The sequence below is a fragment of the Exiguobacterium sp. B2(2022) genome (assembly GCF_028823655.1).
In the GTDB taxonomy this organism is placed as follows: Bacteria; Bacillota; Bacilli; order Exiguobacteriales; family Exiguobacteriaceae; genus Exiguobacterium; species Exiguobacterium aestuarii_A.
On record NZ_JAPEHX010000022.1, the window covers coordinates 16,370 to 42,170 of the forward strand.

22 protein-coding genes and 2 riboswitches are annotated in these 25,801 nt (G+C 44.6%); of the genes, 15 read left to right on the top strand and 7 right to left on the bottom strand.

Features of this window, described 5'->3' with window-relative positions; genetic code table 11:
* Positions 1–110 precede the first annotated feature (110 nt).
* The 5 genes from ON063_RS06110 to ON063_RS06130 all read left to right on the top strand — a co-directional run bounded on the left by ON063_RS06110 (position 111) and on the right by ON063_RS06130 (position 5,581).
* Entirely contained in the window at positions 111–380 is a 270-nt protein-coding gene (locus ON063_RS06110) for a hypothetical protein (RefSeq protein ID WP_031424638.1), read from the top strand.
* The gene (locus ON063_RS06115) at positions 370–2,364 is read left to right on the top strand and encodes a BglG family transcription antiterminator (RefSeq protein ID WP_274664545.1); all 1,995 of its coding nucleotides are present in this window, start codon (positions 370–372) and stop codon (positions 2,362–2,364) included. Before ON063_RS06110 ends, ON063_RS06115 begins: the two co-directional genes overlap by 11 nt.
* Before the next feature lie 167 nt (positions 2,365–2,531).
* Positions 2,532–3,953: a PTS mannitol transporter subunit IICB gene (locus tag ON063_RS06120; protein ID WP_274664546.1), complete on the top strand. Its 1,422-nt coding sequence runs from the start codon at positions 2,532–2,534 to the stop codon at positions 3,951–3,953.
* Positions 3,954–4,000: 47 nt separating this feature from the next.
* Complete coding sequence (locus ON063_RS06125; RefSeq protein WP_214748595.1) at positions 4,001–4,432, top strand: PTS sugar transporter subunit IIA; 432 nt, start codon at positions 4,001–4,003, stop codon at positions 4,430–4,432.
* A complete protein-coding gene (locus ON063_RS06130) occupies positions 4,433–5,581 on the top strand; it encodes a mannitol-1-phosphate 5-dehydrogenase (RefSeq protein ID WP_274664547.1) in 1,149 nt (382 codons plus the stop codon). It abuts the gene before it with no gap.
* Positions 5,582–5,600: 19 nt separating this feature from the next.
* Here the strand turns inward: ON063_RS06130 and ON063_RS06135 are convergent, their stop codons facing one another.
* On the bottom strand, positions 5,601–7,949 hold the full coding sequence (locus ON063_RS06135; protein ID WP_274664548.1) for a bifunctional diguanylate cyclase/phosphodiesterase: 2,349 nt from the start codon (positions 7,947–7,949) through the stop codon (positions 5,601–5,603).
* Positions 7,950–8,088: 139 nt separating this feature from the next.
* Between ON063_RS06135 and ON063_RS06140 the strand changes: the two genes are divergently transcribed.
* Both ON063_RS06140 and ON063_RS06145 read left to right on the top strand, forming a co-directional pair.
* Positions 8,089–8,916 carry a CPBP family intramembrane glutamic endopeptidase gene (locus ON063_RS06140; RefSeq protein WP_274664549.1) on the top strand — a complete coding sequence of 276 codons (828 nt, stop codon included), beginning with the start codon at positions 8,089–8,091 and terminating at the stop codon, positions 8,914–8,916.
* Positions 8,917–8,947: 31 nt separating this feature from the next.
* Positions 8,948–9,460 (top strand): GNAT family N-acetyltransferase, encoded by a 513-nt coding sequence (locus tag ON063_RS06145; protein ID WP_274664550.1) that lies wholly within the window; start codon positions 8,948–8,950, stop codon positions 9,458–9,460.
* A gap of 34 nt (positions 9,461–9,494) precedes the next feature.
* Here the strand turns inward: ON063_RS06145 and ON063_RS06150 are convergent, their stop codons facing one another.
* From ON063_RS06150 to ON063_RS06160, 3 genes are all read right to left on the bottom strand, one after another.
* The gene (locus ON063_RS06150) at positions 9,495–10,799 is read right to left on the bottom strand and encodes an N-acetylmuramoyl-L-alanine amidase (RefSeq protein ID WP_274664561.1); all 1,305 of its coding nucleotides are present in this window, start codon (positions 10,797–10,799) and stop codon (positions 9,495–9,497) included.
* Between the two features lie 224 nt (positions 10,800–11,023).
* Entirely contained in the window at positions 11,024–11,275 is a 252-nt protein-coding gene (locus ON063_RS06155) for a hypothetical protein (RefSeq protein WP_274664551.1), read from the bottom strand.
* Between the two features lie 74 nt (positions 11,276–11,349).
* Positions 11,350–12,021, bottom strand: a complete 672-nt coding sequence (locus ON063_RS06160; RefSeq protein ID WP_274664552.1) for a hypothetical protein — start codon at positions 12,019–12,021, stop codon at positions 11,350–11,352.
* A gap of 257 nt (positions 12,022–12,278) precedes the next feature.
* On the opposite strand from ON063_RS06160, the gene ON063_RS06165 reads away from it, so the two are divergent.
* On the top strand, positions 12,279–13,544 hold the full coding sequence (locus ON063_RS06165) for a tetratricopeptide repeat protein (protein ID WP_274664553.1): 1,266 nt from the start codon (positions 12,279–12,281) through the stop codon (positions 13,542–13,544).
* Positions 13,545–13,591: 47 nt separating this feature from the next.
* Here the strand turns inward: ON063_RS06165 and ON063_RS06170 are convergent, their stop codons facing one another.
* Entirely contained in the window at positions 13,592–14,008 is a 417-nt protein-coding gene (locus ON063_RS06170) for a hypothetical protein (protein ID WP_274664554.1), read from the bottom strand.
* 99 nt (positions 14,009–14,107) lie between these two features.
* Positions 14,108–15,949, bottom strand: coding sequence for an ATP-binding protein (locus ON063_RS06175; RefSeq protein ID WP_274664555.1), 1,842 nt, complete (start codon positions 15,947–15,949; stop codon positions 14,108–14,110).
* Positions 15,950–16,184: 235 nt separating this feature from the next.
* Here ON063_RS06175 and ON063_RS06180 point away from each other — a divergent pair, with 235 nt between their 5' ends.
* From ON063_RS06180 to ON063_RS06210, 7 genes are all read left to right on the top strand, one after another.
* Positions 16,185–16,790, top strand: a complete 606-nt coding sequence (locus ON063_RS06180; protein WP_274664556.1) for a flavin reductase family protein — start codon at positions 16,185–16,187, stop codon at positions 16,788–16,790.
* 172 nt (positions 16,791–16,962) lie between these two features.
* Positions 16,963–17,913: an AAA family ATPase gene (locus tag ON063_RS06185; protein ID WP_214786260.1), complete on the top strand. Its 951-nt coding sequence runs from the start codon at positions 16,963–16,965 to the stop codon at positions 17,911–17,913.
* Positions 17,910–18,980: a DUF58 domain-containing protein gene (locus ON063_RS06190; RefSeq protein WP_214697254.1), complete on the top strand. Its 1,071-nt coding sequence runs from the start codon at positions 17,910–17,912 to the stop codon at positions 18,978–18,980. The genes ON063_RS06185 and ON063_RS06190 overlap by 4 nt, the downstream gene beginning before the upstream one ends.
* Positions 18,977–19,309, top strand: a complete 333-nt coding sequence (locus ON063_RS06195) for a hypothetical protein (RefSeq protein WP_274664557.1) — start codon at positions 18,977–18,979, stop codon at positions 19,307–19,309. The genes ON063_RS06190 and ON063_RS06195 overlap by 4 nt, the downstream gene beginning before the upstream one ends.
* Positions 19,278–21,134, top strand: a complete 1,857-nt coding sequence (locus tag ON063_RS06200; protein WP_274664558.1) for a DUF4129 domain-containing transglutaminase family protein — start codon at positions 19,278–19,280, stop codon at positions 21,132–21,134. The genes ON063_RS06195 and ON063_RS06200 overlap by 32 nt, the downstream gene beginning before the upstream one ends.
* A gap of 41 nt (positions 21,135–21,175) precedes the next feature.
* A riboswitch (purine riboswitch) is annotated at positions 21,176–21,276 on the top strand.
* Between the two features lie 110 nt (positions 21,277–21,386).
* Positions 21,387–22,910 carry a glutamine-hydrolyzing GMP synthase gene (guaA, locus tag ON063_RS06205; protein ID WP_251127027.1) on the top strand — a complete coding sequence of 508 codons (1,524 nt, stop codon included), beginning with the start codon at positions 21,387–21,389 and terminating at the stop codon, positions 22,908–22,910.
* A 134-nt stretch (positions 22,911–23,044) separates the two neighbouring features.
* Positions 23,045–23,146: riboswitch (purine riboswitch) on the top strand.
* An 88-nt stretch (positions 23,147–23,234) separates the two neighbouring features.
* Positions 23,235–24,593: an NCS2 family permease gene (locus ON063_RS06210; protein WP_251125744.1), complete on the top strand. Its 1,359-nt coding sequence runs from the start codon at positions 23,235–23,237 to the stop codon at positions 24,591–24,593.
* A 26-nt stretch (positions 24,594–24,619) separates the two neighbouring features.
* Here ON063_RS06210 and ON063_RS06215 read toward each other — a convergent pair whose 3' ends face one another.
* Positions 24,620–25,462 carry a VanW family protein gene (locus tag ON063_RS06215; RefSeq protein ID WP_274664559.1) on the bottom strand — a complete coding sequence of 281 codons (843 nt, stop codon included), beginning with the start codon at positions 25,460–25,462 and terminating at the stop codon, positions 24,620–24,622.
* Between the last annotated feature and the right edge of the window lie 339 nt (positions 25,463–25,801).

Consider the following 25,801-nt stretch of genomic DNA (forward strand, 5'->3'; position numbering starts at 1 on the left):
AGGTGCTTTTTACTGCTTGCCGATATCTTTGCCAACAAGCAAAATAGTAGGAGAAGTAAGCGGTTCCAACTTATGATTAGATAAAGATAAGCGACGAAAGAAGGGCTGACATGAACGTATACATTGCTTGCCATAGCGGGTTTGTGACAAGTGCGATGGCGGCGAAGTTGTTCGCACAGGCAAGCGAGGGGCGCTTGCTTTGTACGATTACGCACGGAACGATTCAAAACATCCCGAATGAGGTGGATTTGATTCTCTATCAGGAAGGGGCGACCCCGGTCACCCATCCAACCGCACGTGTCCGGTCAGTCCGACAACTCCTGTCGCTCGAGGAATACCGACTACTTGTCGAAGAATGGATGGATGAGCATGAGACATGAGTGGACCGCGAGAGAACGGTCGATTTTACTACACTTATTAGCAACTGAGACATCGACACCGCTCGCCGAAATCGCGCAGGCGGTGAATTTGTCTGAGCGTACGATTCAACGAGAACGACAATTACTTGAAGGCATCTTAAAAGAGTTCGAGCTCGAGCTCGCTTGGCAACGCGGGCATGGACTAAGCCTTGTCGGCAAACCGTCTGCGAAGCAACAGTTACGAGAAGACCTCATCTTATCCGCAGAAGCGATCCCGACGAGCGAGGACCGCTTATTTGAGCTGGCGTGGCGCGTCGCCAAACAGATGCACGTGTCTCCGAGTACGTTGACACAAGACTTGGAGAAGTTGGATCGATGGTTCGAAGAATATCATTTAGAAGTCGAACGGAAAAAAGGTGTCGGCGCCAGAGTGCTTGGCTATGAGTCGGAGAAACGAAAATTACTGATCAACGCGCTACTTGCCCACTGGGATACACTTGCCTTTTACCGCTTCGTTCGTGGCGAGGATGACTACATTCCGGCCTTTTTGAAGACCGTACCATGCGAAGAGATGCTGGAAGGTCTTCGGGACGGTTACGATTATTTGAAGTCACGCTCGTTTGAGCGGATGGATGACCGCACCATCATGCGGGTCACGTTCGCCTATGGTGTGCAACAAGCACGGCTAGCGTCCGGATTCTTTTTAGAGATGTATACGAAAGGTCGGTCCGAGGACTATTTGAAAGTCGCGACCGACATGGAGGAAGCGCTTGGCATCACTTACTCGATGGCGGAACGCGTCTGGTTTGCCGAGGAGGCGAATCGACTTCGCTCGATTAAAGATCAAATGAAAGAAGATGAAGAAGAGCGGTGGATCATGCAGATTCGGGTGCATAAACTAATTCATCACGTCTCGCTCATTTACGGGTTTACCTTTACGGATGACACGGCACTCGAACGTGGACTGCTCGCGCACATCTTGTCGAGTATGAACACGCAGGCTTTGCCGGAAACGAGTACGGTGAAACCTCATATCGACCGCGACTATCCGGGACTCCGTTCGGCCATTCAACAGGCTGCCGACATCGTCTTTGGGACGAATACCTTCTCTGAGGAAGAGACGGTATTTTGGGCGATGCACTTCGCGGCAGCACTTGTCAAACCGGTGCGGCGTCGTGAGTATCGGGCACTCGTCGTCTGCTCGGCCGGACTCGGTTCGTCGAAAATGCTCGTCAATCGGGTACGTCAAGAGTTCCCGGAGATGCAAGACGTCGTCAACTCGTCTTTATTCGGATTAGAGCAACACCGACTTGAGGAATATGATGTCATCTTGTCGACGGTGCCATTACCACCACTCTCGGTACCGACATTGATTGTCAATCCGTTGTTGACGAGTGAGGAAGTACAGCGCGTCCGTCATCTCTTGTTGTCGTTACCGCAATCATTCCAAACGGTTACTTCAAAGCCGAGATCGACGATGCTCGATTTTGCCGAACTTGGCGAACTCGTAGAGACGTTCGAGCGGATGGATGATCAGTTTGATTTGGTCACACTCAACAATACGGACCGTTTAGAGGATATCTTGGTCGATATCGGAACACATCTTGAGGAACGAAATCTTGTGCAAAGCGGAATTCAGTTATCCGCGCAATTGCTCCGGCGTCACGAAGTTGCGGGTCTTGGTGTCCCAGGTACAAAACTGGCACTCTTCCATGGACGACATACTTCGATTGAGAAAGCGAGTGTGTTTGCATTTGATTTAACGACGTCAATCCCGCTCCTCATGATGGATCAATCGACTGAACCCGTGACGCGACTTCTCGTGCTCCTAGCACCAGAAGATGCGCGCGATGTCGAACTTCAATTTTTAAGTGCGATCAGTGGGTCGCTCATTGAGAGTGAGGAACATATGCGTCTATACAGCACGGGGACGAAAGAGGACCTTCGTTTATTGTTGCACGAATGCATGAAGAAAATGATTCATGAGACGTTGTACGAAAAATGACCGAACCATGGTCATTTTTTTGTTTGGCACAAAATGTTGCCAAAGTGTGAACTGGATTGAATTGAGAAAGCGCTTACTCTAGACATACAATATGGGTGTAGAGCACAAACCGGTTAGCTACACTACACATTCAACCTTTCACATTTTACAGACTGGAGGTTTTATACATGGCGAATACGCAAGCGAGCTCGGGCGGGGTCCGAGTCAAAGTTCAACGATTCGGTAGTTTCCTCAGTGGGATGGTCATGCCGAACATCGGTGCCTTCATTGCCTGGGGGATTATCACAGCACTCTTCATTCCGACAGGATGGTGGCCAAACGAAAACTTAGCAGAACTCGTTGGTCCAACAATCACATATCTCTTACCATTACTCATCGGTTTCACGGGCGGTAAATTACTTCATGACGTACGAGGCGGTGTCGTCGGGGCGCTCGCCACGATGGGGGTCATCGTCGGGACAGACATTCCGATGTTCCTCGGAGCGATGATCATGGGTCCACTCGGTGGTTACATCATCCGCCAAGTCGACCGTGCCCTTGAAGGCAAAGTCAAAGCAGGATTCGAAATGCTCGTCAACAACTTCTCGGTCGGGATTATCGGTGGACTTCTCATGCTTGGAGGATTCGAAATCTTCGGTCCAATCATGAGTGCCCTCGATAAAGTGATGGCAGCAGGTGTTGACTGGATCGTCGGCGCGAAATTACTTCCAGTGGCGAGCTTGTTCATTGAACCAGCAAAAGTTCTCTTCTTGAACAACGCCATTAACCACGGGATCTTAAGTCCACTCGGTGTCGATCAAGTGGCTGAGGCTGGAAAGTCAGTTCTCTTCTTACTTGAGGCGAACCCAGGACCAGGTCTTGGATTACTTCTCGCATACATGTTCTTCGCCAAAGGTGCAGCGAAACGTACAGCACCTGGTGCAGCAATCATTCACTTCCTCGGTGGGATTCATGAGATTTACTTCCCATACGTGTTAATGAAGCCAATTTTGATCCTTGCGATGATCGCAGGGGGGGCAACAGGGATCTTCACATTCGTACTCTTTGATGTCGGTCTCGTCGCACCAGCTTCACCAGGTAGTATCTTCGCTATTCTCGCGATGGCATCACGCGGTTCATACCTCGGACTCGTGGCAGGGATTTTCTTATCGGCAGCGGTCACATTTGCTGTGGCGAGTGTCATCTTGAAATCGAGCGCAGCAGAGGAAGTATCACTCGAAGAAGCGACACAAAACGTGAGCGCGATGAAAGGCAAACAGTCTTACGCATCCGCTCTCGTGACAGATCGCCTTGATAAAGTCGATCACATCATCTTCGCATGTGATGCAGGAATGGGGTCAAGTGCGATGGGGGCCTCGGTTCTCCGGAACAAGGTCAATAAAGCCAACTTACCAATCAAAGTGACGAACACGTCAATCAGCAACTTGCCGAAAGATGCGCAGTTTGTCATTACGCATGAAGACTTAACAGAGCGTGCAGAAGTGCAAGCACCGAATGCGATTCATCGTTCGGTCACAAACTTCTTGAACGCCGATTACTATGATCAATTGGTAGAAGAAATTAAAGCAGAACGCAGCAAAATTTCTTGAACACAGAACAGATAGAGATACGGTTTAGCTATTAGGAGGAAATTAAAATGCCATTCATTCAAACAGAGATGATTCGACTTAACCAAACATTCGCAACGACAGAGGAAGCAATCACAGCAGCTGGGGCAGTCCTACAAGACGCCGGCTGTGTGACGCCGGAGTATGTAGAAGCGATGCATGAACGTCAAGCGATCGCAAACGTCTATATCGGAAATCACGTAGCCATTCCACATGGTACAGAAGCGGCGAAATCAGCGGTTCAGAAGACGGGAATCTCGTTCCTGCAAGTACCGGACGGTGTCGACTTTGGTGGACAGACGGCTAAACTCGTCATCGGGATTGCGGGCGTGAATGATGAACATTTAGAGCTCCTTTCGCAAATCGCGATTCTCTGCTCGGACGAAGAAAACGTGGAGCGTCTTGTTCAGGCGAAGACGAAAGAAGAAATCTTGGCGCTCTTCATGGAAGAGGTGGCATAAATGAAAGCTGTTCATTTTGGAGCAGGAAACATCGGACGCGGATTTATCGGATTGTTGCTCAATCAAAGTGGTTATGAGGTGACGTTCGTCGACATTAACGAGACGGTCATCGAAGCACTCGAAGCAAAACGTCACTATGAGGTCGGATTCGCGGAAGACGGTGTCGATCGAATCGTCGTCGACCGAGTACGCGGGGTCAACAGTTTGAAAGAGCCAGCCCGTGTCGCGGCTTTGATTGCAGAAGCGGATCTCGTGACAACGGCTGTCGGACCCTCACTTCTTTCAAAAGTAGCGCCATTGATCAGTGAAGGTCTCCGTGCGCGTGAAGTTGAGGACGCGCCGGTCTATGTCATCGCATGTGAGAACATGATTGGTGGGAGTGCCATTCTTCGTCAAGAAGTAGAGGCACGTGGCGGTGTCGGGGAGGCGAACGTCTTCTTCCCGAATGCGGCAGTTGACCGTATCGTTCCCCTTCAACAGCATGAAGACCCACTTTACGTGGAAGTCGAAACGTTCCATGAGTGGGTCATTGAGACGCAAGGACTGAACGAGCAACCATCGATTCAAGGTGTGACATGGGTCGAGGAAATCGGACCGTACATTGAACGGAAGCTCTTTACAGTGAATACAGGGCACGCCATCGCCTCTTACATCGGTTCGTTATTCGGGAAGGCGACGATTGATGAGGCGCTACAAGATCGTCGTGTGCGTCAAGTCGTTCAAGGCGCATTGTATGAAACGGGTTGGTTATTGCTTGAGAAATATGGTTTCGAGGCGAAAGAGCATAGCCAATACATCCAAAAAATCATCAAGCGCTTTGAGAATCCGAAATTGAAGGATGAAGTGTCACGGGTGGCACGTTCGCCGATTCGTAAACTCGGACCGAGTGACCGTCTCGTCAAACCAGCCCGTGAGTTGATGGATAATGGGATCGAGCCGAACGAACTCGCTTACGGGATTGCAGCGGCCCTCCATTACCACAACCCCGAGGATTCGGAATCGTCAGAACTCAATTTGTCGATTGAAGAGCACGGGATCTCATCAACGATCGAAAAATATTTGCAGCTCCATGAGGGAGACACATTGACGCAATTGATTCTCGACCAATATCATTTGATTCGGGAAGAAGAGAAAGAACGCGTGTCTTAACCAAAACACCGGCTTTTTTTTAGTGTTTCCCAAATTCGAGATAGGTCGTTGTTTGTTTTACGTGAAGTGGAACGTCTGTCTCGGCTAACGGGCGACTAAAATAATACCCTTGAACAAAATCGCATGACTCTTTGAGAAGCCATTCCAATTGTGCGGATGTTTCGACACCTTCCATCAGAACTTTCATGCCCAAATTGTGACCGAGTTGAATCATCGAGCGAACGATGGCCTCTTGATTACGGTCGGTAAACAAGTTCACGATGAACGACCGATCGATTTTAAGTACTTGCACCGGAAGTTCTCGAAGTTGACTGAACGAAGAATAACCCGTACCAAAATCGTCAAGGGAAATGAGAATCCCTAGTTGATGCAACTGTGTCAATTTTTCACGGGTTGAGGCTTCGTAAGAGAGCATCGAGGACTCTGTCACTTCTAATTCTAGATACATGGGGTCCATCCCGGTTTCTAAAAGAATGGATTGCAAGGTATCAACGAAATCTTCACGTGCAAATTGAAGCGGTGAGACGTTGAGAGATAGCGTGAATGGATCAATCCCACTCCGTTGCCAGCGCACCCAAGTACGACAGCCTTCCCGAATCACCCAATTGCCGATTGAATGAATCAACCCTGTGTTCTCGGCAATCGGGATAAAGTCAGAAGGTGCGATGTTTCCGATGCGGGGATGATGCCAACGAAGTAACGCTTCGACACCTTCTAATCGATTCCGCTTCAAATCAATTTTTGGTTGATAGACGAGTGTGAGTTCATCTTTACTTAATGCGGTGACGAGCGCTTTTTCAATCTCGATATTGCGTAAAATTTGAGGACGTGACGATTCTTCAAACGTCTTGATCTTATTCTTCCCGTCCCGTTTTGATTCGTGCGCAGCTAGACGAGCGAACTGAATCAGTTCATTCGGAGAATGTGTATCTTTTGGATAATGACTAATTCCTGCACTCATCGTTAGTTCAATTGTCGTCCCGTCGACATCAAACGTCGAGGAGATGGCTTTCATACATTTTTCAGCTTTTTGATGAGCGAGCGAGCTGCGTTGAGCGAATAATAAAATGATGAACTCGGATGGTCCAATTCGCGTCAGCAGATCATCTGGATGAATCGTAAGTCGCAGACGATCAGCGACTTGGATGATTAATTCATCAGCTCTATGATGACCAAGAATATCACTTAAAAAACGCCAGCGGTTCACATCGATATACAAGCAGGCAACAGAACGCTCTTGTGAGATGCTCTCTTGAAGAAGTGAATCGAGTTTATGACGGTTTGGCAAATCGGTCAATGCATCATGGAACGCCATATGTTCGACTAAGCGCTGTGAAGTGACCGTTTTCGTCACATCTCGGATGAACCATAGTATTTGGCGATTCGAACCATCTTGGAGCGGATACGATGTTACTTCTAACACTTGATCATTTGTCTCAATCTGAATCGGTTGGTAGAACGGTTGTTGAGCCGATAACGACGGATGATAGTCTTGAAAAAAAGGTTCTATCGGATGTCCCTCGAATAAGTGAACGAACGCTCGATTTTGATATTGGATTTCCCCATCGTTTGTCGTCGTCACTACGGCATCCGTCGTCGATTCTAATATGGTCGCTTGAAAGAGGTCACGTTTCTGAATTTGTTGATCTAACGTATAGGCGATAAAGTACATTCCGAACAAGAGGAATACGATGCCCGTGACGAGCCAAGCGAGTAAAGTCGGATCGATTGGGATTCGACTCATTACGGAACCGTCTGGTGTAATCGTCGTGGCTTTCATACCGACGACATGCATGCTAAAAATGGCTGTTCCCATTAATAGTGAGAACATGAGCTTCACGGAGAAGGTGACACGTGTTGTCGAGTAGGAAGAAAAGAAACCTACCCATAAAGCAAGAAGCGAGGCTCCACATGCGATGCCGAGTGATAAGAGAACCCAAAGATAGTCGAAAGTCAGTTGAACGCCTTGAATGGCTGCAGTCCCGATATAATGCATACTGACAATGCCCAATCCCATCAACCCAGAAGACTGAAGTAATGTCATCCATGTCGTGTTACGCGCGATTAATCCGAATGACAGAATACATCCAACAATCGCAGGCATCATGGACACGATAATAAGCCAGACGGAGTAAGTACTTTCATGCAAAGAAGCATGACCAAGCATGGCGACAAAATGCATGGACCAGATTCCAAGTCCTAATATAGTGCCGCCAAACAAAATCCAAATTCGGTTGGATGAGGTCAATCCTCCCGTGACCCGTTTCGCTAATTCGAGTGCCATTAAGGCAGATACGCTAGCAATGATAAAGGCGAGTGTCATTAGAAATTCGTTATGACTCATGGTCTGTGTGCTAATCTCTTCCATAGTGTCCATACCTCGTGGGGTTTATTTGTAGTACGTTCAATTTATTATATGCGGAATCGTGTCAATTACATATAAAAATATTGAAATGCTATTCTTTGCGTCAAATAACGGGTACTAAGTTGCTGAAGGGGTGCTGACGATGTATAAAAACAAATACATTCTTTACTTTTTATTGATTTCGTTCAGCTATTCATGGATTGTCTGGGCGAGTCTCTATTGGTGGACCGATTTACCGATTATGGCAATCGTCATTATTGGAGCGTTTGGACCGAGTCTTGCCGGTGTATTGACGATGTATCGACTTCGGGGTGTAGCAGGGGTCAGGCATATTCTTCAAAAAAGTATTCAAGTGAGAATGAGTTGGAAAACGTACGCAATCCCGTTCGGATTGATTCCATTCATATTCCTTGTCGCGTATTGGTGGACGGACCGGAGTGGTGCGTTAATCGCTCGTGAACCGTGGTGGATTGCTCCTTACTTTTTATATATGCTCTTCCTCGGTGGGACGCTACAAGAAGAATACGGATGGCGAGGTTATTTGCTTGATGCGTTGCAGTCGAGATTGTCCCCATTATTGGCAAGTTTAGTGCTAGGAGGAATTTGGGCGATTTGGCATACACCGCTTTTTCTTATGGCTGGTACCGGTCAGGCAAATTTGCCGTTTTGGGCATATGGGTTGTCTGTCATGGCCTATTCGATTCTGATTAGCTGGGTATACAATGGATCATCGCGCAATTTGTGGTCCGCATTTCTCATGCATACAATGTTCAACGTCATGTTCGTGATGGTAGGCTTCGAAGCGGAAGAAGGGTATCCCATCGGCTTAATTCATTTGATGATCACGTTATGGACCGCAGCGATTTTAGTGTTATGGAAAACATACGGGAAATTGAATTACGAGCCGCTTGAAGAATTCATTCCTTCGTACCCGAGTGTTACGCATCGGATTCGCGAGGGTAAAGAGTAAAAACAAAAAAAGAGAAAAGGAAGTGGACGTCTTGAACTTTCGCGCACTCGAGCAATCAGACGTAAAATCCTTACAACGCTTATTTATGGAGAGTTTGAGTGACTTGATTCGACGAGAGCGTTTTGAAGACGCCGATTTGCTCGATGAAGAAGTAGCGCGCCTAAATACGACTATCCAGGATCATTTTGACGACGATCATGTCCAATTGTATGTGGTTGAGCACGAAGGAAACCTTATTGGAGCAGGGGCCTTGTTGCCTCCAAACGATATTATATCAGGTAACTTGGAAATAAAGCGTGGCGCCATCGAACTCGGGAGCGTCTACGTTCTTCCTCGTATGCAGCGTCAAGGAGTCGGGCAATTTCTATTAGAAGAAATGAAGCGAGAAATCCTCGGGAGAAAGCAACACGTCTTCTACTTAGATGCGGGATTTCCCAGTGCTCAGACCTATTGGCAAAAACAGTTGGGTGAACCTTCATTGATTCTTGACCATTACTGGGGTCCTGGTGCACCTCACATGATATGGGAAGTGAACATAAAATAAGGAACTTAGCGATGAATGCTAAGTTCCTTATTTGTTAATAATAAGAACGCATGAACTGATGAATACCGGTCGCTGTCGCATTCGCCATCTGTTGGCGGTTCGTCGCATTCGTCAAATAGGCACGATCATTTGAGTTACTGATAAAGCCATACTCAACAAGTGTGGAGGGAACGACATTTTTCCCGACAACATATACATTTTGGTATTTCACGCCACGGTTTTGAACGGCCGAAATACGTGAACCAATCTCTTGATTAATCGAAGAACCAAGCGATCGACTCGCAGAAACGTATGGATTTGTCGTGTAGCTTTCCGTTGTCGGCACGAGCACCTCATGTCCATGTGCAGAGCTGTACACAGATGAGTTTGCATGGAGACTAACGAAAACATCCGCTTTATACGATTTACTCAATGAGACACGTTCTGATAAGGAAAGATACATATCGGTCGAACGGGTCAATTTGACGTTGTAGTCATAGGTGTTCGTCAACGTGCTCATCAATCGTTTCGCCATATCAAGGGCAATGACTTTTTCGTATACCGATCCATAAACAGCACCAGGGTCATTCCCACCGTGTCCTGCATCGATGACGATCGTTTTTTGAGACGTGTCCGCATCTCCTCCGCTAGATGTTGTTACATACTGAGAAGAAACATAGCCCGTGACACCTTTATAAGTAACGCGATACCAAGAACCATACATGCTCAGATACGTCACAGCACTGCCTGAAGGAATGGTTAGTAAAATCGTACCTGAAGTCGATGCCATCTTGCGAAGATTCAAGTTTGCGGTAGTATAGTAGGTTGCTGTTGAATCTGGCGTAATCGTAGAGGAAGATGTGACTTTGACATACTGGGAAGACACATACCCAATTGTTCCGTTGTAAGACACGCGATACCACGAGCCATATGTACTGAGATAAATCACTTCTTTTCCACTCGGAATCGTCGTTAAAATCGTGCCTGAAGTCGATGCCATTTTACGAAGATTCAAATTTGCTGTTGTCGTGTAGGTTTTCACAGTGGTCGGCTGATATGTTTTAAGATATTGAGAAGATACGTATCCGACAGTTCCATTATAGGAAACGCGGTACCATGATCCGTATGTACTGATATACGTGACGGTTTTTCCAGAAGGAATCGTCGTCAAAATTGTTCCCGAAGTAGAGGCCATCTTACGAAGATTTAAATTGACGGTCGTTGTGTAATATTTCGTAGCTGCTTCAACGCGATGATTGAGAGAAGATGGAGATTGGAAATCAAATGGTGTAAATGTCACAGCCGAGACGATGAGTGTCGAGCTGATAAACAATTTTGTATGTAATTTAGACTTTAACATTTTCAAAATAGTGACTCCTTTGCAGAAAAATAGTTGAACGTTTCATTATTCGATCAACAAATCACTATTATTATATAGATAATAAAGAAAAAAATGGTCATTAATATTTAATTTATTTATCTTTTTTTGAAATATAAAGGACTATTACAAATAAAAAAGACGCACGAGGCGTCTAAGATGATTGATGTAAAGGATTGTATGTTTTTATATTTTTTAAAACATTGTCATACAATACGTGGCATTTCGTCTGCGAAAAGGATGATAGGAGCGTCAACCTTAACGATGCGCGGCATTTCATCAGCAAATAATTTGACAGGCTGCTCAACTTTAACGATACGTGGCATTTCATCTGCATATGATTTAATAGGTTGTTCAACCTTGACGATGCGTGGCATTTCATCTGCCAACGGTTTGACTGCACTCCCTAAAAGTAAAACAGCCGTTGCTAAGAATAATACTCCTGTAATTTTTTTCATTTGAATAACCTCCATTAGATTAATTGTTTATTTGATGAAGCTGTAATTCCTAGTATGTTGAAGGTGCATGTGAATTATATTTTTGTAGATTCTAGTAAGTGACATAAAGCTTCGGATTGTGCGTAGATACGACTGTCTAGCTCGCCACTATATGAATCTGGAGAGTCTGACGGAAAAATAATAACTTTATCAGATTCATTCTCATGAGCTGTTGCTAAGATAGGGACTTGCAGTTGTTGGCTAAATAATGTGCTGCAAAGTGAGTGAGAAAGATCAGCAGAATCGGTTTTATGTTGCGGTTTCCAACAAACGTTCGTCTCAGGAAGAATGTATAAAATATGTCCTTCTTGAATTAGTTTTTCACATTGGCTTGTTACGAAGTCAGTATCTTGCTCTACATTAATATACTCATAGTCATTATACTGTGTTTCGTAAATGGTTTTGGTACTTCTTTTTAAAATGGAAAGAGATAATTCTGGTCCTAAAATGTATAGCTTTTTAAATGAGTGAGTTTTTTTCAAAGATCTAGCGATAAGTCGGGGTAAGGATTGATAGTAATCAATTTGAAAAGCGTTTACAATAAAACCTCTAGGTGCATTCAACAATGGGGGCAGATTTTCTAAACCTGAAAAATACTGTTTATCTTCAGAAGTAAATATGTCATTCATAGTCGATGCTTGTTTTGACTTAAAGTAAATTTTAGGTTTAATGTAGTCTTCCGCGAGTAGAAAACTTAATTTTCCCATTTGTGATTTCACCCCTTATTCATAGCTAAACGTCAGTGGACTAGTTAAAAAATACTAAAGCATTCGGTAGAAGTTTTTTAACTAGTTCAATATTATCATGCTTTCTATTAATGAAGGGGACGAACAGGTTGGGAAAATCATCGTCAAAAAGTACTGTTATTTAGACCTTTTTCTAATCAGTTTCTTCAATACGTGACAAAAAGCCTATTATTAAAGAAACTTAAAATACTTTAGTACTAAGGGAGTTACTAATTGATATGGAACATAATTACGGAAACGTTATTAAAGTAGAGCGCATGAGAAAAAATATGAAGCAGTCCGTTCTCGCTAGAGGCATATGCTCTATTTCCTATTTAAGTAAAATCGAGAACAACCAAACTTCTCCAAGCGAAACCGTATTAGAATTGATCTTTGAAAGATTAGAACTAGACATCCCTCTATATTATGATTTTAGCGAAAAAGTACATCAGGTGAAGGTTGAAATTAGAGAAATTTTAAAAGAAGCAATTCTATCTCGGAAAGAAGAAAATTATTTAAAAAGAATAGAAGAATATAAAACGAATCCTGTGGTACTTCAGTCTAAAGAACTATATATAACACTAATGATTACATTGGCTAGATTTGGTATGACACCGAAAGGCAATTCAAACTATTTAATTGAAGTAGGGTGGATTGAAGATCAACTAGATTTTGATAATAGATTAAGATATGACATTATTCACTGTCTGTATATGTTTCAATATCAAACAGCAGATCGAGAGACGATAATAAATTTGTTAGAACAGATTGGACAAAGGTTGAAAAATACAAATATGCCTGACTGGGAAGTAGCAGATATGCATTATATCATCGGGGCATTGTATCATCGATTTACTGATTATTTGCAAGCTATTGAAAACGTACGAGCTTCATTAGGATATTTTCAGGACAATTTTTGTTTAGAAAGAATTATTGAGTCGCATATGATTATTGGTCTTTCATTTAAGCGTCGTAAACGTTACACTACAGCTCTTGAGCATTACGAAAAAGCTGCAAAAGTCGCTGAGACCGCGAGATTAAATAATTATTTTGGGATGCTATACAACAACATAGGTGACATTCATTTTCTTATTGGTGATCAAGAAAAAGCTCAACAATACTTTTTGGATGGTTTCAATTTAAAAGAAGATAAAAAGAGTAAGCTATTGAGTGTCATGTCACTTCTTGAAGTGAATGTAGCTCAACAAAATATCGAGGGAATCATGAAGTGGTTAGAAACAGGTTATGAGTTAAAGGGTAATGAAGATAATTTAATAGAGTTTCGTTATCATTTTGATATTTACTTGAATAAGTACAAATTTGAAGATCACAACGCTTTTATTGAAAGTTTAAAAAGAGCAGTGGGCTATTTTGAAGCGTACGATGAATATTATACGCATAAATACGCGTTGTGGTTATCAAGAGAATTAAGAAACGCAGGGAAATATAAGCTGGCTACAGAATATTATGAAAAAACTGTAGCAATTATGTCACGCTGGGAATAAATAAAAAAGAACTCGAAATCAGTAAGCGTACCGATTCGAGTTCTTTTTTATGGCGTTGTAAAATAATGCACCGTCCAGACTTGTTCTTGAACAAGACGCTCATCTGTTAAATGACCGTTATGGACTTGCTGCAATAAATGAATGAAGTGTTTTTGAAGATTTCCTTCATATGAGCCACTGTGCAAAATTTGCTCTTCGCTCGCAATAATATAAAATCCACCTAGTCGCAATGGAATATGTTTTCGGACTAATGCGGCAGCTTTTTGGAACTTCGCCTGCTCCCCCATGTGAGGGACATCGATTTCAAAACGCCCCCATTGTTTAAAGTCTCCAATTTCTGAAAAAGGTGGGTCACGATGATCCAATGGCAAGCCCTCCGATCCTAACATCTCTTTATAATCAGTATATCTTGTTTTTGCTCCAATACGTGCAAAAATAATTGGGTAGGGTGTAGCTCTTTTCATACTCTCAGTTTACTATTTGTGGTTTTCTATATTTTGTAAAAGAACTCCTTCCGTTTTTTCTGAAAAAGAGTTAAAAATAACACGGTCTGATTGACCGTGTTATTGCATGATGTGTTCTTTTGAAGTTGGTAACTCACAGATGAAGGTACTTCCTTCTCCGTAGACCGACTCCACGTGAAGTTGACCATCGTGTGCTTTAGCGATTTCTTTACAGATTGCGAGCCCGAGCCCAGTACCGCCAATTTTACGACGATCTGAGTTGTCGACACGATAAAACTTTCCAAAGAGATGAGGGAGAGAGGCGCTTGGAATACCCATTCCGTGATCTCGCACCTTCATCACGACTTGTTCGTCTACTCGTTCGAGTGACACGAGGATGTTCCCCCCGTCTGGTGAGTATTTAATGGCGTTACTTAATAAATTGCCGAGTAACTGACGCATTCCTTCTAAGTCTGCATCGATTATAAAATTCTCTTCAGCATCGGCGTCGATAAACAATTCATGTTGATCAGTCGTTTCTTGATAAAACGTCACACTGTCTGTGGCGAGTTTATACAAATCGACCGGTTCCCATTCAAACGTTTGTTTCCCAGACTCCATTTTTTGGAGGTCCAAGAAATCATTAACGAGATAAGATAATCGTTTCGCCTCATCATGAATCGTTTTTAAATAAAGCTCTCGTCGATTTTCTTTCAAATCACGTGACAACATGAGCTCCGTAAAGCCATAGATTGAAGAAAGGGGCGTTCGCAACTCATGTGATACGGTCGAAACGAGCTCCGACTTCATTCGATCTACCTCGGTCTCAGCAGTAACGTCACGTAGCACAAGCATCGTTCCACGAAGTCGACGATCGCGATAGACGCTTTCGGCATAAAGCTGAATGAAACAATCACCTTGATCGATTGAAATTGTAAGTCCGTCTTCAGGCGTATCTTGTGAAAAGACGCGTTCGAAGTAACGAACGAATTGTTCATGCTGATCCACACGTTCTGCGAGTTGCTCGATATCGATATCAATCGCTGACAACTCTTCATACCCTTTATAGTCAAAGTGAAGGTCATCAAACATGCGAATAAACGCGCGATTTCCAACGACAGTATCGTCTTCATAGTTCACGTATAAAATGGCTTCGCGCACGGAATTGATCAATTGAGCGGTTTCTTTTCGATCTTGTTGCATCTGACGATAAAGTTGCATCCGAAGCAGTGAAATGGCGAGCTGACTAGCGAACGCATTCAGTTCAGACTTTTCACTTGCGTCATAGTGTTCATCGTAACGGGCCAAATATAGGCAACCAATCAGGCTGTTATCTGACGGGTCCATAATTGGGATGACCGTTTCATAAATATAATACGGATACGTGTGCAAGGCATCGACGACCCGCTTTGACGTAGCTGCAGGCGATTTTGAAATCATGACACGTTTAAGAAGCAGTGATTCCTTTTTGAGACTCTCTTGTTGGTCTTCCGTCATTTCTTTTGGTACGACAGACGTGATTTCTCCGTCTTTAGTGAGTAACAAAGCGCCGAATTCAGACTTCGTGAGTAATACGATTTTTTCGATGACAGAAGAATAATCAAATAAAGATTCTTTCGACGCCAATACTTCGATCAATTCATTGCGGTATTGAAGATTCATTTCGTTCAACTTTGACTCTTTAATCACATTTTCGAGTTTTTCTTTTTTCATTTTAAGTCTACTGTTTTGATCGGCCATTCGTTTGATGAGCGGACGCCCAATCAAAAGAATAGCGCTAATGAACATGACGAGTCCCATCATCCAAATCCACCGAAGGGCGGTAAGTTCGAGAGTAGACACATTTCCATCTCGAACAAACCAGGCTCCAATGGCAGTTAAAATGAGACTAAATCCGCATACGCTATATAAAATACTGAGTATTTGACGACTGTTTAGTTGTTCAATCCACTTGCTGATCATTCGTTCTACTTCCTTCCTTGAACATAAAAAACGATAGGCCATCTTTTCCTTGCCCTGCATTTTATGAAAAAGGGAAAGGAAATTGAATTAATTTGCTTACGTGATGTGCATATCTAGCACATAAAGCGATTTACCCGAAATGATTGAAATATACACGTCCCAACTTTCTAGTCGTTGACAAGATCATCAATAATTATTATCTTGAATTTAAGATAAAAACGAGGAGCGTGACTAAATGTTATCCATTGAACCATCCGCTTTAACTGAGCGGGACACGTATAAGTTTTTGATTGGCAGTATTGTACCGCGACCAATCGCCTTTGTAACGACACGTAATAGGGACGTGATCAACGCTGCTCCATTCAGTTACTTCAACGTAGTCGCTTCCAATCCGCCTCTCGTCTCCGTGTCTATTCAACGAAAAAATGGCGTGATGAAAGATACGGCACGAAACGCAATTACGACTAAAGAACTTGTCATCCATGTTGTTGACGAAACGAATATTCACGATGTGAATGAGACGGCTGCGAATCTTGACGCTGATGAGAGTGAGCTGTCACGTACAACGTTCACAATTCAACCGAGCGAAGTGATTGCGACTCCAGGAATCAAAGAAGCAAAAATTCGATTTGAATGTGTCTTACATCAACATGTACCAATCGAACATGAAGGACAAACGACAGCAGACTTGTTGATTGCAAGGGTTGTCCGTTTTCACATTGATCGGGAATTGTATGAACATGGACGAATCGATGCGAGACAGTTGGCGCCGGTCAGCCGTATGGCCGGGAATAGTTATGCAACACTCGGTGAACTTTTTGATGTAAAGCGTCCTGAATAATCGACAAACGTGCCCGTTTTTTCTAAAGAACGAGCACGTTTTTTGGGTAAAGGAATAAGGAGCGTATTTACATGTAGTATTTCTTTCATTCCGATATGCTCTTATGTCACAATAAAGTCAGAACATTCTAACTTCAAGTCATCCTAGATTCAGAGAAAAAGGGGAATCCGTCATGTATCGTCCAACTGTCCAATCGATTATAACTGCCATTGAAACTGTGATTGTCGGAAAAGAAGAAGTCATCGCCAAGAGTCTGACTGCCTTGTTAGCAGGAGGGCACGTTCTTCTAGAAGATGTACCGGGCGTCGGGAAAACGATGCTCGTTCGTACGTTTAGCCGGGCAATCGACTTAGATTTTAAGCGAATTCAATTCACGCCAGACATGTTGCCGTCCGACTTGACGGGGATCTCAATGTACAACCAAAAAACGAGAGAGTTCGAATATCGTCCGGGACCGCTCATGGGCAATATTATCTTAGCGGATGAAATTAACCGAACTTCACCAAAAACGCAGTCCGCTCTTCTCGAGGCAATGGCCGAGCGGAGTGTCACGGTAGACGGTGAGTTGAAAGTGTTACCTTCACCATTTTTCGTCATGGCGACACAAAACCCGATTGAGCATGAAGGGACGTATCCATTACCGGAAGCACAGTTGGACCGCTTCTTACTCAAAATCGAGATGGGTTATCCAACATTTAATGAAGAAATCGCACTCTTAAGTCGTTTTGAAAAGGACGAGCCGCTTGATGCACTTCATAGTGTCATTACAAAACAAGAAGTAGAACTCATGCAACGTGAAGTGAGAGAGGTTCATGTATCAAGTGCCGTCAAACAATACATTGTACGATTGGTACATGAGTCACGGAAGGATCCCCATACGTATTTAGGAGGTAGTCCGCGAGCTACGCTCGCATTGATGAAAGCGGCGCAGGCATGGGCGTATATTCATAATCGTGACTTCGTGTTACCGGATGATGTCAAGGCGATGGCGACGAGTGTGCTTGGACATCGCGTCTTGTTGACGGCGGAAGCACGTTATAAAGGAAAAACACCAAATCAATTGATTCAAGGTTGGCTTGATACGTTGCCTGTCCCGATGGATCGTGAGGTCAACGAGGTATGAAAAACTGGATGAAGCTGTTCGTTGTATGGGCGGCGGCATTCGGGTTGTACGCATTTGCCCGTATCGAAGGGAGTATCGTTGCTTCGACATTATGGTGGTCGTTCGTGGTGTTGACGGTTTATTGGACGCTCTTTATGATTTATCCGGTCACTGCGGCAAATGTGTCACGACGAGTCACGACGAAACGTCTCGTCTCGGGTCAATCAATGGACGTCGAGTTACGAATCGAACGAAAATATCCTTTTTTGATTGGAATGGTGACGTTAGAAGAACGATTGCCACAACGATTGATTGATGAAGACAGGACAATCATCGTACCGGTAGACCGTTTCTTTCGACGCGCCGAAGAGGTCCATTACGAGGTCAATGCGATTAAGCGGGGAATTCATGTCTTTGACCGAACGGTTCTTCATGTACGCGATGTGTTTGGTTTATTCGACCGGAAGCGGACGTTGCGAATCGAAACGGTCGTAGAAGTGTCACCTGCTGAACTTCCGTTCGACCTTCCGCGGGATGAACATGTCGGAGGACGCGGCGAACAATATCGTCAAATGCGTACTTATACGGAAGTGGCCAATACGACGAGCGGTGTCCGTGAATACGCGGCAGGGGACCGAATTGGTCGGATTGACTGGAAAGCATCCGCTCGACGTGGGAACTTGATGACAAAAACATTTGACCAAGAGCAAGAAAAGAAACTTTCGCTCGTATTCGTCCCGGCAGTCTCTGCCGGGTATGAGGAGGCGTTTGAACGTTCGTTGTCCTTGCTCGTTGGTGCGATTCGACAGTTGGAACGAAAGAACTTGCCGTTTGAGCTATATGTCATTGAAGAACAGGTCCGTTTATTCCATCTTCCGGATCAAAGTGCAGAAGTCGGACACTATCTGTTAACTGCGACTCCTGAAGCGGAGGGGCGTCTTGTCGAGCGTGTGAAACAAAACTTGCCTCAACAAACAGGGGACTTGATTCTGATCAGTCCGTTTGAAACGACTTCGATTCGAGAGCTCATGCATGAAACGCAAGGTAGTTATCACTTATACACAGCTGTAAATGAGGTGACGGGATGAAGACGTGGATCACACGGATTGTATATACAGTGCTCGCCGCCTACTTATTGTCTTTTTGGATTGAGCCGATTGTTGGAAGTACAACGTTCGATGTAAGTTGGCCGTTTTATTTTCTTCTGATCGTCCCAATGTTCGTCAGTCTTCTCCCGTGGAGTGCATTTCTTGGAATCTCCCTTCTCAATTTCCTAGTTGTGTTATACGTCTATCACGGAAGTATTTTCGACTGGTTCGGCATATGGATGGAAGATTTTATGGGCGTCATAAGCGGTGAGTTACCAAACGAGGCGAAGCATATGGATGGAAGATTTTATGGGCGTCATAAGCGGTGAGTTACCAAACGAGGCGATTTTCTTCTCTGCGATGGCGCTCATCGGTCTACTATTTGCCATCCTTGTTGGACGAACATACCCGAGTTACGGATTCGCACTTGGGATGATTGTTTCAACGCTCGGTCTCATGGCTTATTTCGATACGTGGACACTGTATGACGGAGAAGGGAATATCCTTTATGCAATCGTCACCTCACTTCTATTACTATTTGTCACGGATTTAGCGAAGCGTCCAAGTCAATCGCTCGTACGATTCGTCAGTATCGGTTTGCTTCTCAGTGTCGTCGTTGCGCTTGCGAGTGCCTCCCCGACATTAGAAGGAGATTGGTCCGATCGAATTACGACGAGTTTCCGGAATGCGACAACAGAAGGTGACGGGAACGGACCTGGTCGGGTCGGATATGGTGTGAACGATGAGGCGCTAGGTGGTCCGTTTGAACAGGATGACGGCATTGTCTTTATTGCGCGAGGTGTCCCGGCTCGTTATTGGCGAATTGAATCAAAAGCCATTTACACAGGGAAAGGTTGGATTGAGGCACCAGTGCTTGATTCTGATTATAACCGTGGGCAGTTAGTGGACTCAGATGTAGATACGACTCCGGAACAAGCACTCCTCCGATTTGAACGCCGACAGACGTTCGTTCCGTATGGTGGGGAATACCCACAAGCAGCGGAGACGGAGTCCGGAACAGAGTTTTTGGTCGGTGATGTGGAACAAGCTTTTCCGAACGAGACCATCACAATCCAACCGTCCGGAAAAATTGTGTTTGAAAACGAAAATCAAGCGACACCTCGGACGATTCAACTTCGCTATAGTGTTCCGGCTTTCTCAGAAGAGCAACTTGCCTTAAATGAAGAGGTAACATCCCTGACAGAAGAGGAAGAACGGGTCTATTTACAACTACCGGATTCCTTACCGGATCGTGTACGTGACTTGGCTACGGAGATTACCGCTGAAAGTGAAACTCCAAATGAGAAAGCAGAAGCGGTAGAAGCGTATTTCCGAAACGGAGAATTTCAATACGATACGGAAAATGTCGCGCAACCAGAAGGGGAAACCGATTATGTAGACCAATTCTTGTTCGACACACAGATTGGATATTGTGATAACTTCTCTACGTCAGCAGCCGTCTTATTACGGGCGAATGGAATCCCGACACGTTGGGTAAAAGGATTTACAATGGGTGATACGCGAGGAGTTGTTCAAGGTGAGGAAGAGCATACGATTCGTAACCGTCACGCCCATTCGTGGGTCGAGTATTTTATCGAAGGTGCAGGTTGGGTCCCGTTAGAGGCGACGATCAGCTTCTCAGATGCGAACTTACTACAGATGGAACGAGAAACGGACACAGATGATACGACACCGGCAACGAATGATCCGCAGGCAACACAAGACAACAATGCGCAAAATCGTCCACAAGAAGATTTGTTGATCGATGATGTCACAACAGGTGAGGCACAAGAAGAGTCTCGCAGTATCCCGGTATGGGGGTGGATTGTCATTCTTTTCCTTGTGGCCGTTGTCATTTGGAACCGGAAAATCATTGAGCGGCAAATCATGTACGTCTGGTGGATGAGTCGTCCGCTCACAGACGGTAGTCTCGTATCGATGCATCGCTATTTAGTGAAGCGACTTCGCGCGAACGGATTTAAAGTCGAAGGGCGTACGCCGTCGGAGCTTGCCAAAGAAGTCGATGCCTATTACGAAACGAACGACATGACGCGTTTGACGGCCTTGTTCGAGCAAGCAGTTTACGCCGAACAAGAACCGAATTCAAAATATAAAGAATATTGGAAAATCATGATTCGTAGAATTATGAGTTGAAGTGACGGGATGCATCAAGTAAGATAGACGCATTAGTTAGATAATTGAACATGGCATTCCTTCGTATATACTCGTGAATTGGCGCGAGAGTCTCTACCGGACCACCGTAAATGGACCGACTATGAAGGAGCACGTTTCGCATACAAAGAAAAGGGCGTGCTTCTTCTTCGGTTTGGATAATCTGGGGAGAGGCTCGTCCTTTTTTTGAGGAGAAGGCAGAAAGGTGGAGATTTCGTGAAAGTAGAACAAGAAATGATTTTGGTGCTCGATTTTGGTGGACAGTATAACCAGTTGATCACGCGTCGTGTCCGTGACCTTGGCGTATACAGTGAGTTGCATTCACATAAAATGACTGCAGCGGAGATTCGCGAATTGAACCCGGTCGGCATCATCTTCTCTGGTGGACCGAACAGCGTATACGCAGAAGGTGCATATCGTTGTGACCCGGAAATTTTCGAATTAGGTATTCCAATCTTCGGAATCTGTTACGGCATGCAGCTCATGACGCATCATTTCGGTGGTCGTGTCGAACGTGCTGCACACCGTGAGTATGGAAAAGCGACATTGTTCTCAACGCCGGAAGCATCAGCCATCTATAATGGACTTCCTGTTGAACATACAGTTTGGATGAGCCACGGCGACCTCGTCATGGAAGCACCTGAAGGATTCATCGTTGACGGAACGAACCCATCTTGCCCGGTCGCTTCGATTAAAAACGATGAGTTGAAAATGTATGGTGTTCAATATCACCCAGAGGTTCGTCACTCGGAGTATGGGAACGACATCTTGAAAAACTTCATCTATGAAGTGTGTGGTGCTAAAGGTGAATGGTCAATGGAAAACTTTATTGACCTCGAAGTCGAAAAGATTCGTGAAATCGTCGGCGACAAGCAAGTACTTTGTGCCCTTTCAGGTGGCGTCGACTCTTCTGTCGTTGCGGCACTCGTGCATCGCGCAATCGGTGATCAATTGACATGTATGTTCGTCGACCACGGTCTCCTTCGTAAAGGAGAAGCAGATAGCGTCATGAAGACGTTCGCTGACGGGTTTAACATGAAGGTCATTAAAATCGATGCGCAGGAACGTTTCTTGACGAAGTTGGCTGGTGTGTCGGATCCTGAACAAAAACGTAAGATTATCGGAAACGAGTTCATCTATGTATTTGATGAAGAAGCATCGAAACTTGTCGATATGGACTTCCTCGCACAAGGAACGCTCTATACAGATATTATCGAGAGTGGGACAGATACAGCGCAAACGATCAAATCACACCATAATGTCGGTGGATTGCCAGAAGACATGAACTTCACACTGATCGAGCCACTCAACACGCTCTTTAAAGATGAAGTCCGTGCGCTCGGTACTGAGCTCGGTCTTCCTGACTATATCGTGTGGCGCCAGCCATTCCCAGGCCCGGGTCTAGGAATTCGTGTACTTGGTGAAATCACGGAAGAGAAACTCGAAATTGTCCGTGAATCAGATGCAATTTTGCGCGAAGAAGTGAAGAAGGCAGGTCTTGAACGAGATATCTGGCAATACTTCACGGTTCTCACACCGATTCGCTCAGTTGGAGTTATGGGTGATGAGCGTACGTACGACTATGCAGTCGGCGTCCGTGCCGTTACATCAATTGATGGGATGACGTCTGATTGGGCGCGCATTCCATGGGATGTACTTGAGAAAATCTCTGTCCGTATCGTCAATGAAGTCAGCCACGTCAACCGTGTGCTGTATGACATTACGTCTAAGCCACCTGCAACAATCGAATGGGAATAAGTCAAACAGAGGGCTCACACCCTCTGTTTTGTCTTAAAACCGAACATTAACGTTTTTTTAAGATGTAAAATCCGTGAATTTAGTTGACATTCTATTTTCACGCTGATATGATAAGAACGTTCTTATTATAACCGAACAATTATAAAATATTTTGCCGTATAATGTCGGGGATATGGCCCGAGAGTCTCTACGAAATCACCTTAAATGATTTCACTACGGCGAGACATAGATGAGGGTGTATGCCCTCGTATGTTTCGCGTGGGGTCCTCGGTCATTTGCCGGGGGCCTTTTCTCGTTTTACGGCGAGTACAAGGAGGAAAACAAATGAGCACACAGCTCAAGCAAGAACAGCAACAACCTACAACGAGTCGGATTGATCGTTACTTCCAACTCACAGCACTTGGAACGAGTGTCCGCACTGAATTGATTGCAGGATTCACAACGTTCCTCGCAATGGCGTACATCCTTTTCGTGAACCCAAACGTTCTCGGGGCAGCGGGGATGGATACAGGCGCGGTCTTCGTCGCAACTGGACTTGTTGCAGTAGTCGGTTCATTGACAATGGGACTTTTAGCGAATTATCCGATTGCGATTGCGCCGGGCATGGGCCTCAACGCGTTCTTCGCATATAGCGTTGTTATCGGAATGGGTGTACCGTGGCAAACGGCTTTGTCGGGTGTACTCGTATCAGGTCTCTTCTTCATCGTATTGACGCTTTCTGGTATTCGCGAAACAATTGTTAACGCGATTCCAGCGCCACTCAAAATGGCAGTGGCAGCAGGCATTGGTTTCTTTATCGCTTTCATCGGATTGAAAAACGCAGGAATCGTCGTAGCGAACGAAGCGACACTCGTAAGTCTCGGTTCACTTGGAACGGGAACGACACTTCTTGCTGTATTCGGACTTGTTGTCAGTGCGTTGCTCATGGCGCGTGATGTAAAAGGTGGAATCTTCATCGGGATGTTGTTGACGGCAATCGTTGGTATGATCTTCGGTCTCGTTCCGACTCCGACGGCAATCTCTGATGTTGTGTCAATGCCACCGAGCATGTCATCAACGTTCGGTCAAGCGTTCATCAACTTCAGTGACGTGTTCACTCTCCAAATGCTGATTGTCATCTTAACGTTCTTTTTCATCGATTTCTTTGATACGGCTGGTACGCTCGTTGCCGTGGCGCGTCAAGCAGGAATCATGAAAGAAAATAAAGTACCGCGCGCAAGTAAGGCGTTAATGGCTGATTCGACAGCAACGGTAGCGGGTGCGATCTTCGGAACATCTACAGCGACTTCATATGTTGAATCGTCAGCTGGTGTTGCTGCAGGTGGACGTACAGGTTTGACGGCGGTGTTCGCAGGATTGTTCTTTGGTTTGGCATTGTTCTTCTCACCTCTCTTGGCGGTTGTAACAGCGCCGGTTACGGCTCCTGCATTAATCATTGTCGGTGTGCTCATGGCTTCGGCTCTTCTTGATATCGATTGGAAGAAAATCGAAATCGCCGTACCAGCTTTCTTGACGATCATTATGATGCCTTTGACATCTTCAATCGCAACAGGAATTGGACTTGGGTTCATCCTTTACCCACTCATGATGATTGCGAAAGGAAAGACAAAAGAAATTCATCCAATCATGTATGGGATGTTAATCATCTTCTTGGCATACTTCATGTTCTTACCACACGCATAAGTTCATTTGAAAAGCCGGCTCTTCCATTAAGAGTCGGCTTTTTTGTATGCAGTATTTTCAGTTAGGAAAGGGTCATACATCGTGATGGCATGGTTTTCTGTAATGAATTCATTCCGGAGATGAGTGCCATTCATTGAAGTGACCTCTCTGAAAATCTGATTGTGTCGTATTGTCCCTCCCCACCACTCACGGGTGAAATGATGGTTTTCTTCATATATATGATACTGCTCTTTATTCGGGATGGTAGAGCGCCATTCACCTACGAGATAATCTCCCTCTATATATAGAAGGAGTTGATATGTTTGTGCGGTTTGATTTGTAATTTGTAAATCGAGATAATTGTAAGAGCATGTTGCGCCACTTCCGAATGGTTGGTCTCTTCGATAGTCAGGAAACACGTCGTAGCTATGACGATAACGCTCAGTTACAGTCAATGGGCTATGAAGTGTAATCCAATAAATGAGGTTAGATAGTTGGCATAAGCCACCACCGATTCCTGAGGTGACCTTTCCGTAATGCAGAATCATGCCATCGACATAACCTTTTCGTTTGGTGGGCTTTCCGATCATCTTCCAATAAGAAAAGACGTCGTTCGGTGTTAGGATGGCTCCGTTTAGGTTTGCGATTGCGATCTTTAGATTCGTGACTTTATTATGTTGAACTTCCATGTCTACATCGCGTAGCTGTCGATAGAGGGGAGTTCGGTGTGTGAAGATGAGATGAGACATTGGTTCAATGTTTTGTTTCGATACGTATTGTCGTTTATCCGTTATCCATTCCAATCGTCGTTTCATTGTGTATACTTGTGTACCGGACCAGATTCTAAACGGGGAACGCTTTTTTGGTTTTTGTAAATCGGTTTGGATCATGAATGTGACTCCTTATCGGTTGATAGTCGTTATTAGATATAAGTGTATTCTTTAAAGTGATCTGTTCTTCCTTTTAGAAGTTGAGATTCAAACTTTATGAAGATACGAAAAATAATCAAAAGTTTTTTTAGAATAATGCTTGCAAGATTAAAAAGCAGGTGATATAGTTATCTCTGTTGCCAGCGACAAATGTTGAACAAACAAATAAGTTGTTGACATCAAAAAGAATTAAATGTTATTATCATTTAGTCGCCAAGAGCGGCAGACGAACTTTGAAAACTGAACGATGAGGCAAAAAAAAAATAAGTTTTACAATTTTTGAATGAAGCGCAAGCTTCG

Coding starts and splice junctions, on each gene's coding strand:
- ON063_RS06110 (WP_031424638.1), top strand. CDS start 111: ATGAACGTATACATTGCTTGCCATAGCGGGTTTGTGACAAGTGCGATG.
- ON063_RS06115 (WP_274664545.1), top strand. CDS start 370: ATGAGACATGAGTGGACCGCGAGAGAACGGTCGATTTTACTACACTTA.
- ON063_RS06120 (WP_274664546.1), top strand. CDS start 2,532: ATGGCGAATACGCAAGCGAGCTCGGGCGGGGTCCGAGTCAAAGTTCAA.
- ON063_RS06125 (WP_214748595.1), top strand. CDS start 4,001: ATGCCATTCATTCAAACAGAGATGATTCGACTTAACCAAACATTCGCA.
- ON063_RS06130 (WP_274664547.1), top strand. CDS start 4,433: ATGAAAGCTGTTCATTTTGGAGCAGGAAACATCGGACGCGGATTTATC.
- ON063_RS06135 (WP_274664548.1), bottom strand. CDS start 7,949: ATGGAAGAGATTAGCACACAGACCATGAGTCATAACGAATTTCTAATG.
- ON063_RS06140 (WP_274664549.1), top strand. CDS start 8,089: ATGTATAAAAACAAATACATTCTTTACTTTTTATTGATTTCGTTCAGC.
- ON063_RS06150 (WP_274664561.1), bottom strand. CDS start 10,799: ATGTTAAAGTCTAAATTACATACAAAATTGTTTATCAGCTCGACACTC.
- ON063_RS06155 (WP_274664551.1), bottom strand. CDS start 11,275: ATGAAAAAAATTACAGGAGTATTATTCTTAGCAACGGCTGTTTTACTT.
- ON063_RS06160 (WP_274664552.1), bottom strand. CDS start 12,021: ATGGGAAAATTAAGTTTTCTACTCGCGGAAGACTACATTAAACCTAAA.
- ON063_RS06165 (WP_274664553.1), top strand. CDS start 12,279: ATGGAACATAATTACGGAAACGTTATTAAAGTAGAGCGCATGAGAAAA.
- ON063_RS06170 (WP_274664554.1), bottom strand. CDS start 14,008: ATGAAAAGAGCTACACCCTACCCAATTATTTTTGCACGTATTGGAGCA.
- ON063_RS06175 (WP_274664555.1), bottom strand. CDS start 15,949: ATGATCAGCAAGTGGATTGAACAACTAAACAGTCGTCAAATACTCAGT.
- ON063_RS06180 (WP_274664556.1), top strand. CDS start 16,185: ATGTTATCCATTGAACCATCCGCTTTAACTGAGCGGGACACGTATAAG.
- ON063_RS06185 (WP_214786260.1), top strand. CDS start 16,963: ATGTATCGTCCAACTGTCCAATCGATTATAACTGCCATTGAAACTGTG.
- ON063_RS06190 (WP_214697254.1), top strand. CDS start 17,910: ATGAAAAACTGGATGAAGCTGTTCGTTGTATGGGCGGCGGCATTCGGG.
- ON063_RS06195 (WP_274664557.1), top strand. CDS start 18,977: ATGAAGACGTGGATCACACGGATTGTATATACAGTGCTCGCCGCCTAC.
- ON063_RS06200 (WP_274664558.1), top strand. CDS start 19,278: ATGGAAGATTTTATGGGCGTCATAAGCGGTGAGTTACCAAACGAGGCG.
- guaA (WP_251127027.1), top strand. CDS start 21,387: ATGATTTTGGTGCTCGATTTTGGTGGACAGTATAACCAGTTGATCACG.
- ON063_RS06210 (WP_251125744.1), top strand. CDS start 23,235: ATGAGCACACAGCTCAAGCAAGAACAGCAACAACCTACAACGAGTCGG.
- ON063_RS06215 (WP_274664559.1), bottom strand. CDS start 25,462: ATGATCCAAACCGATTTACAAAAACCAAAAAAGCGTTCCCCGTTTAGA.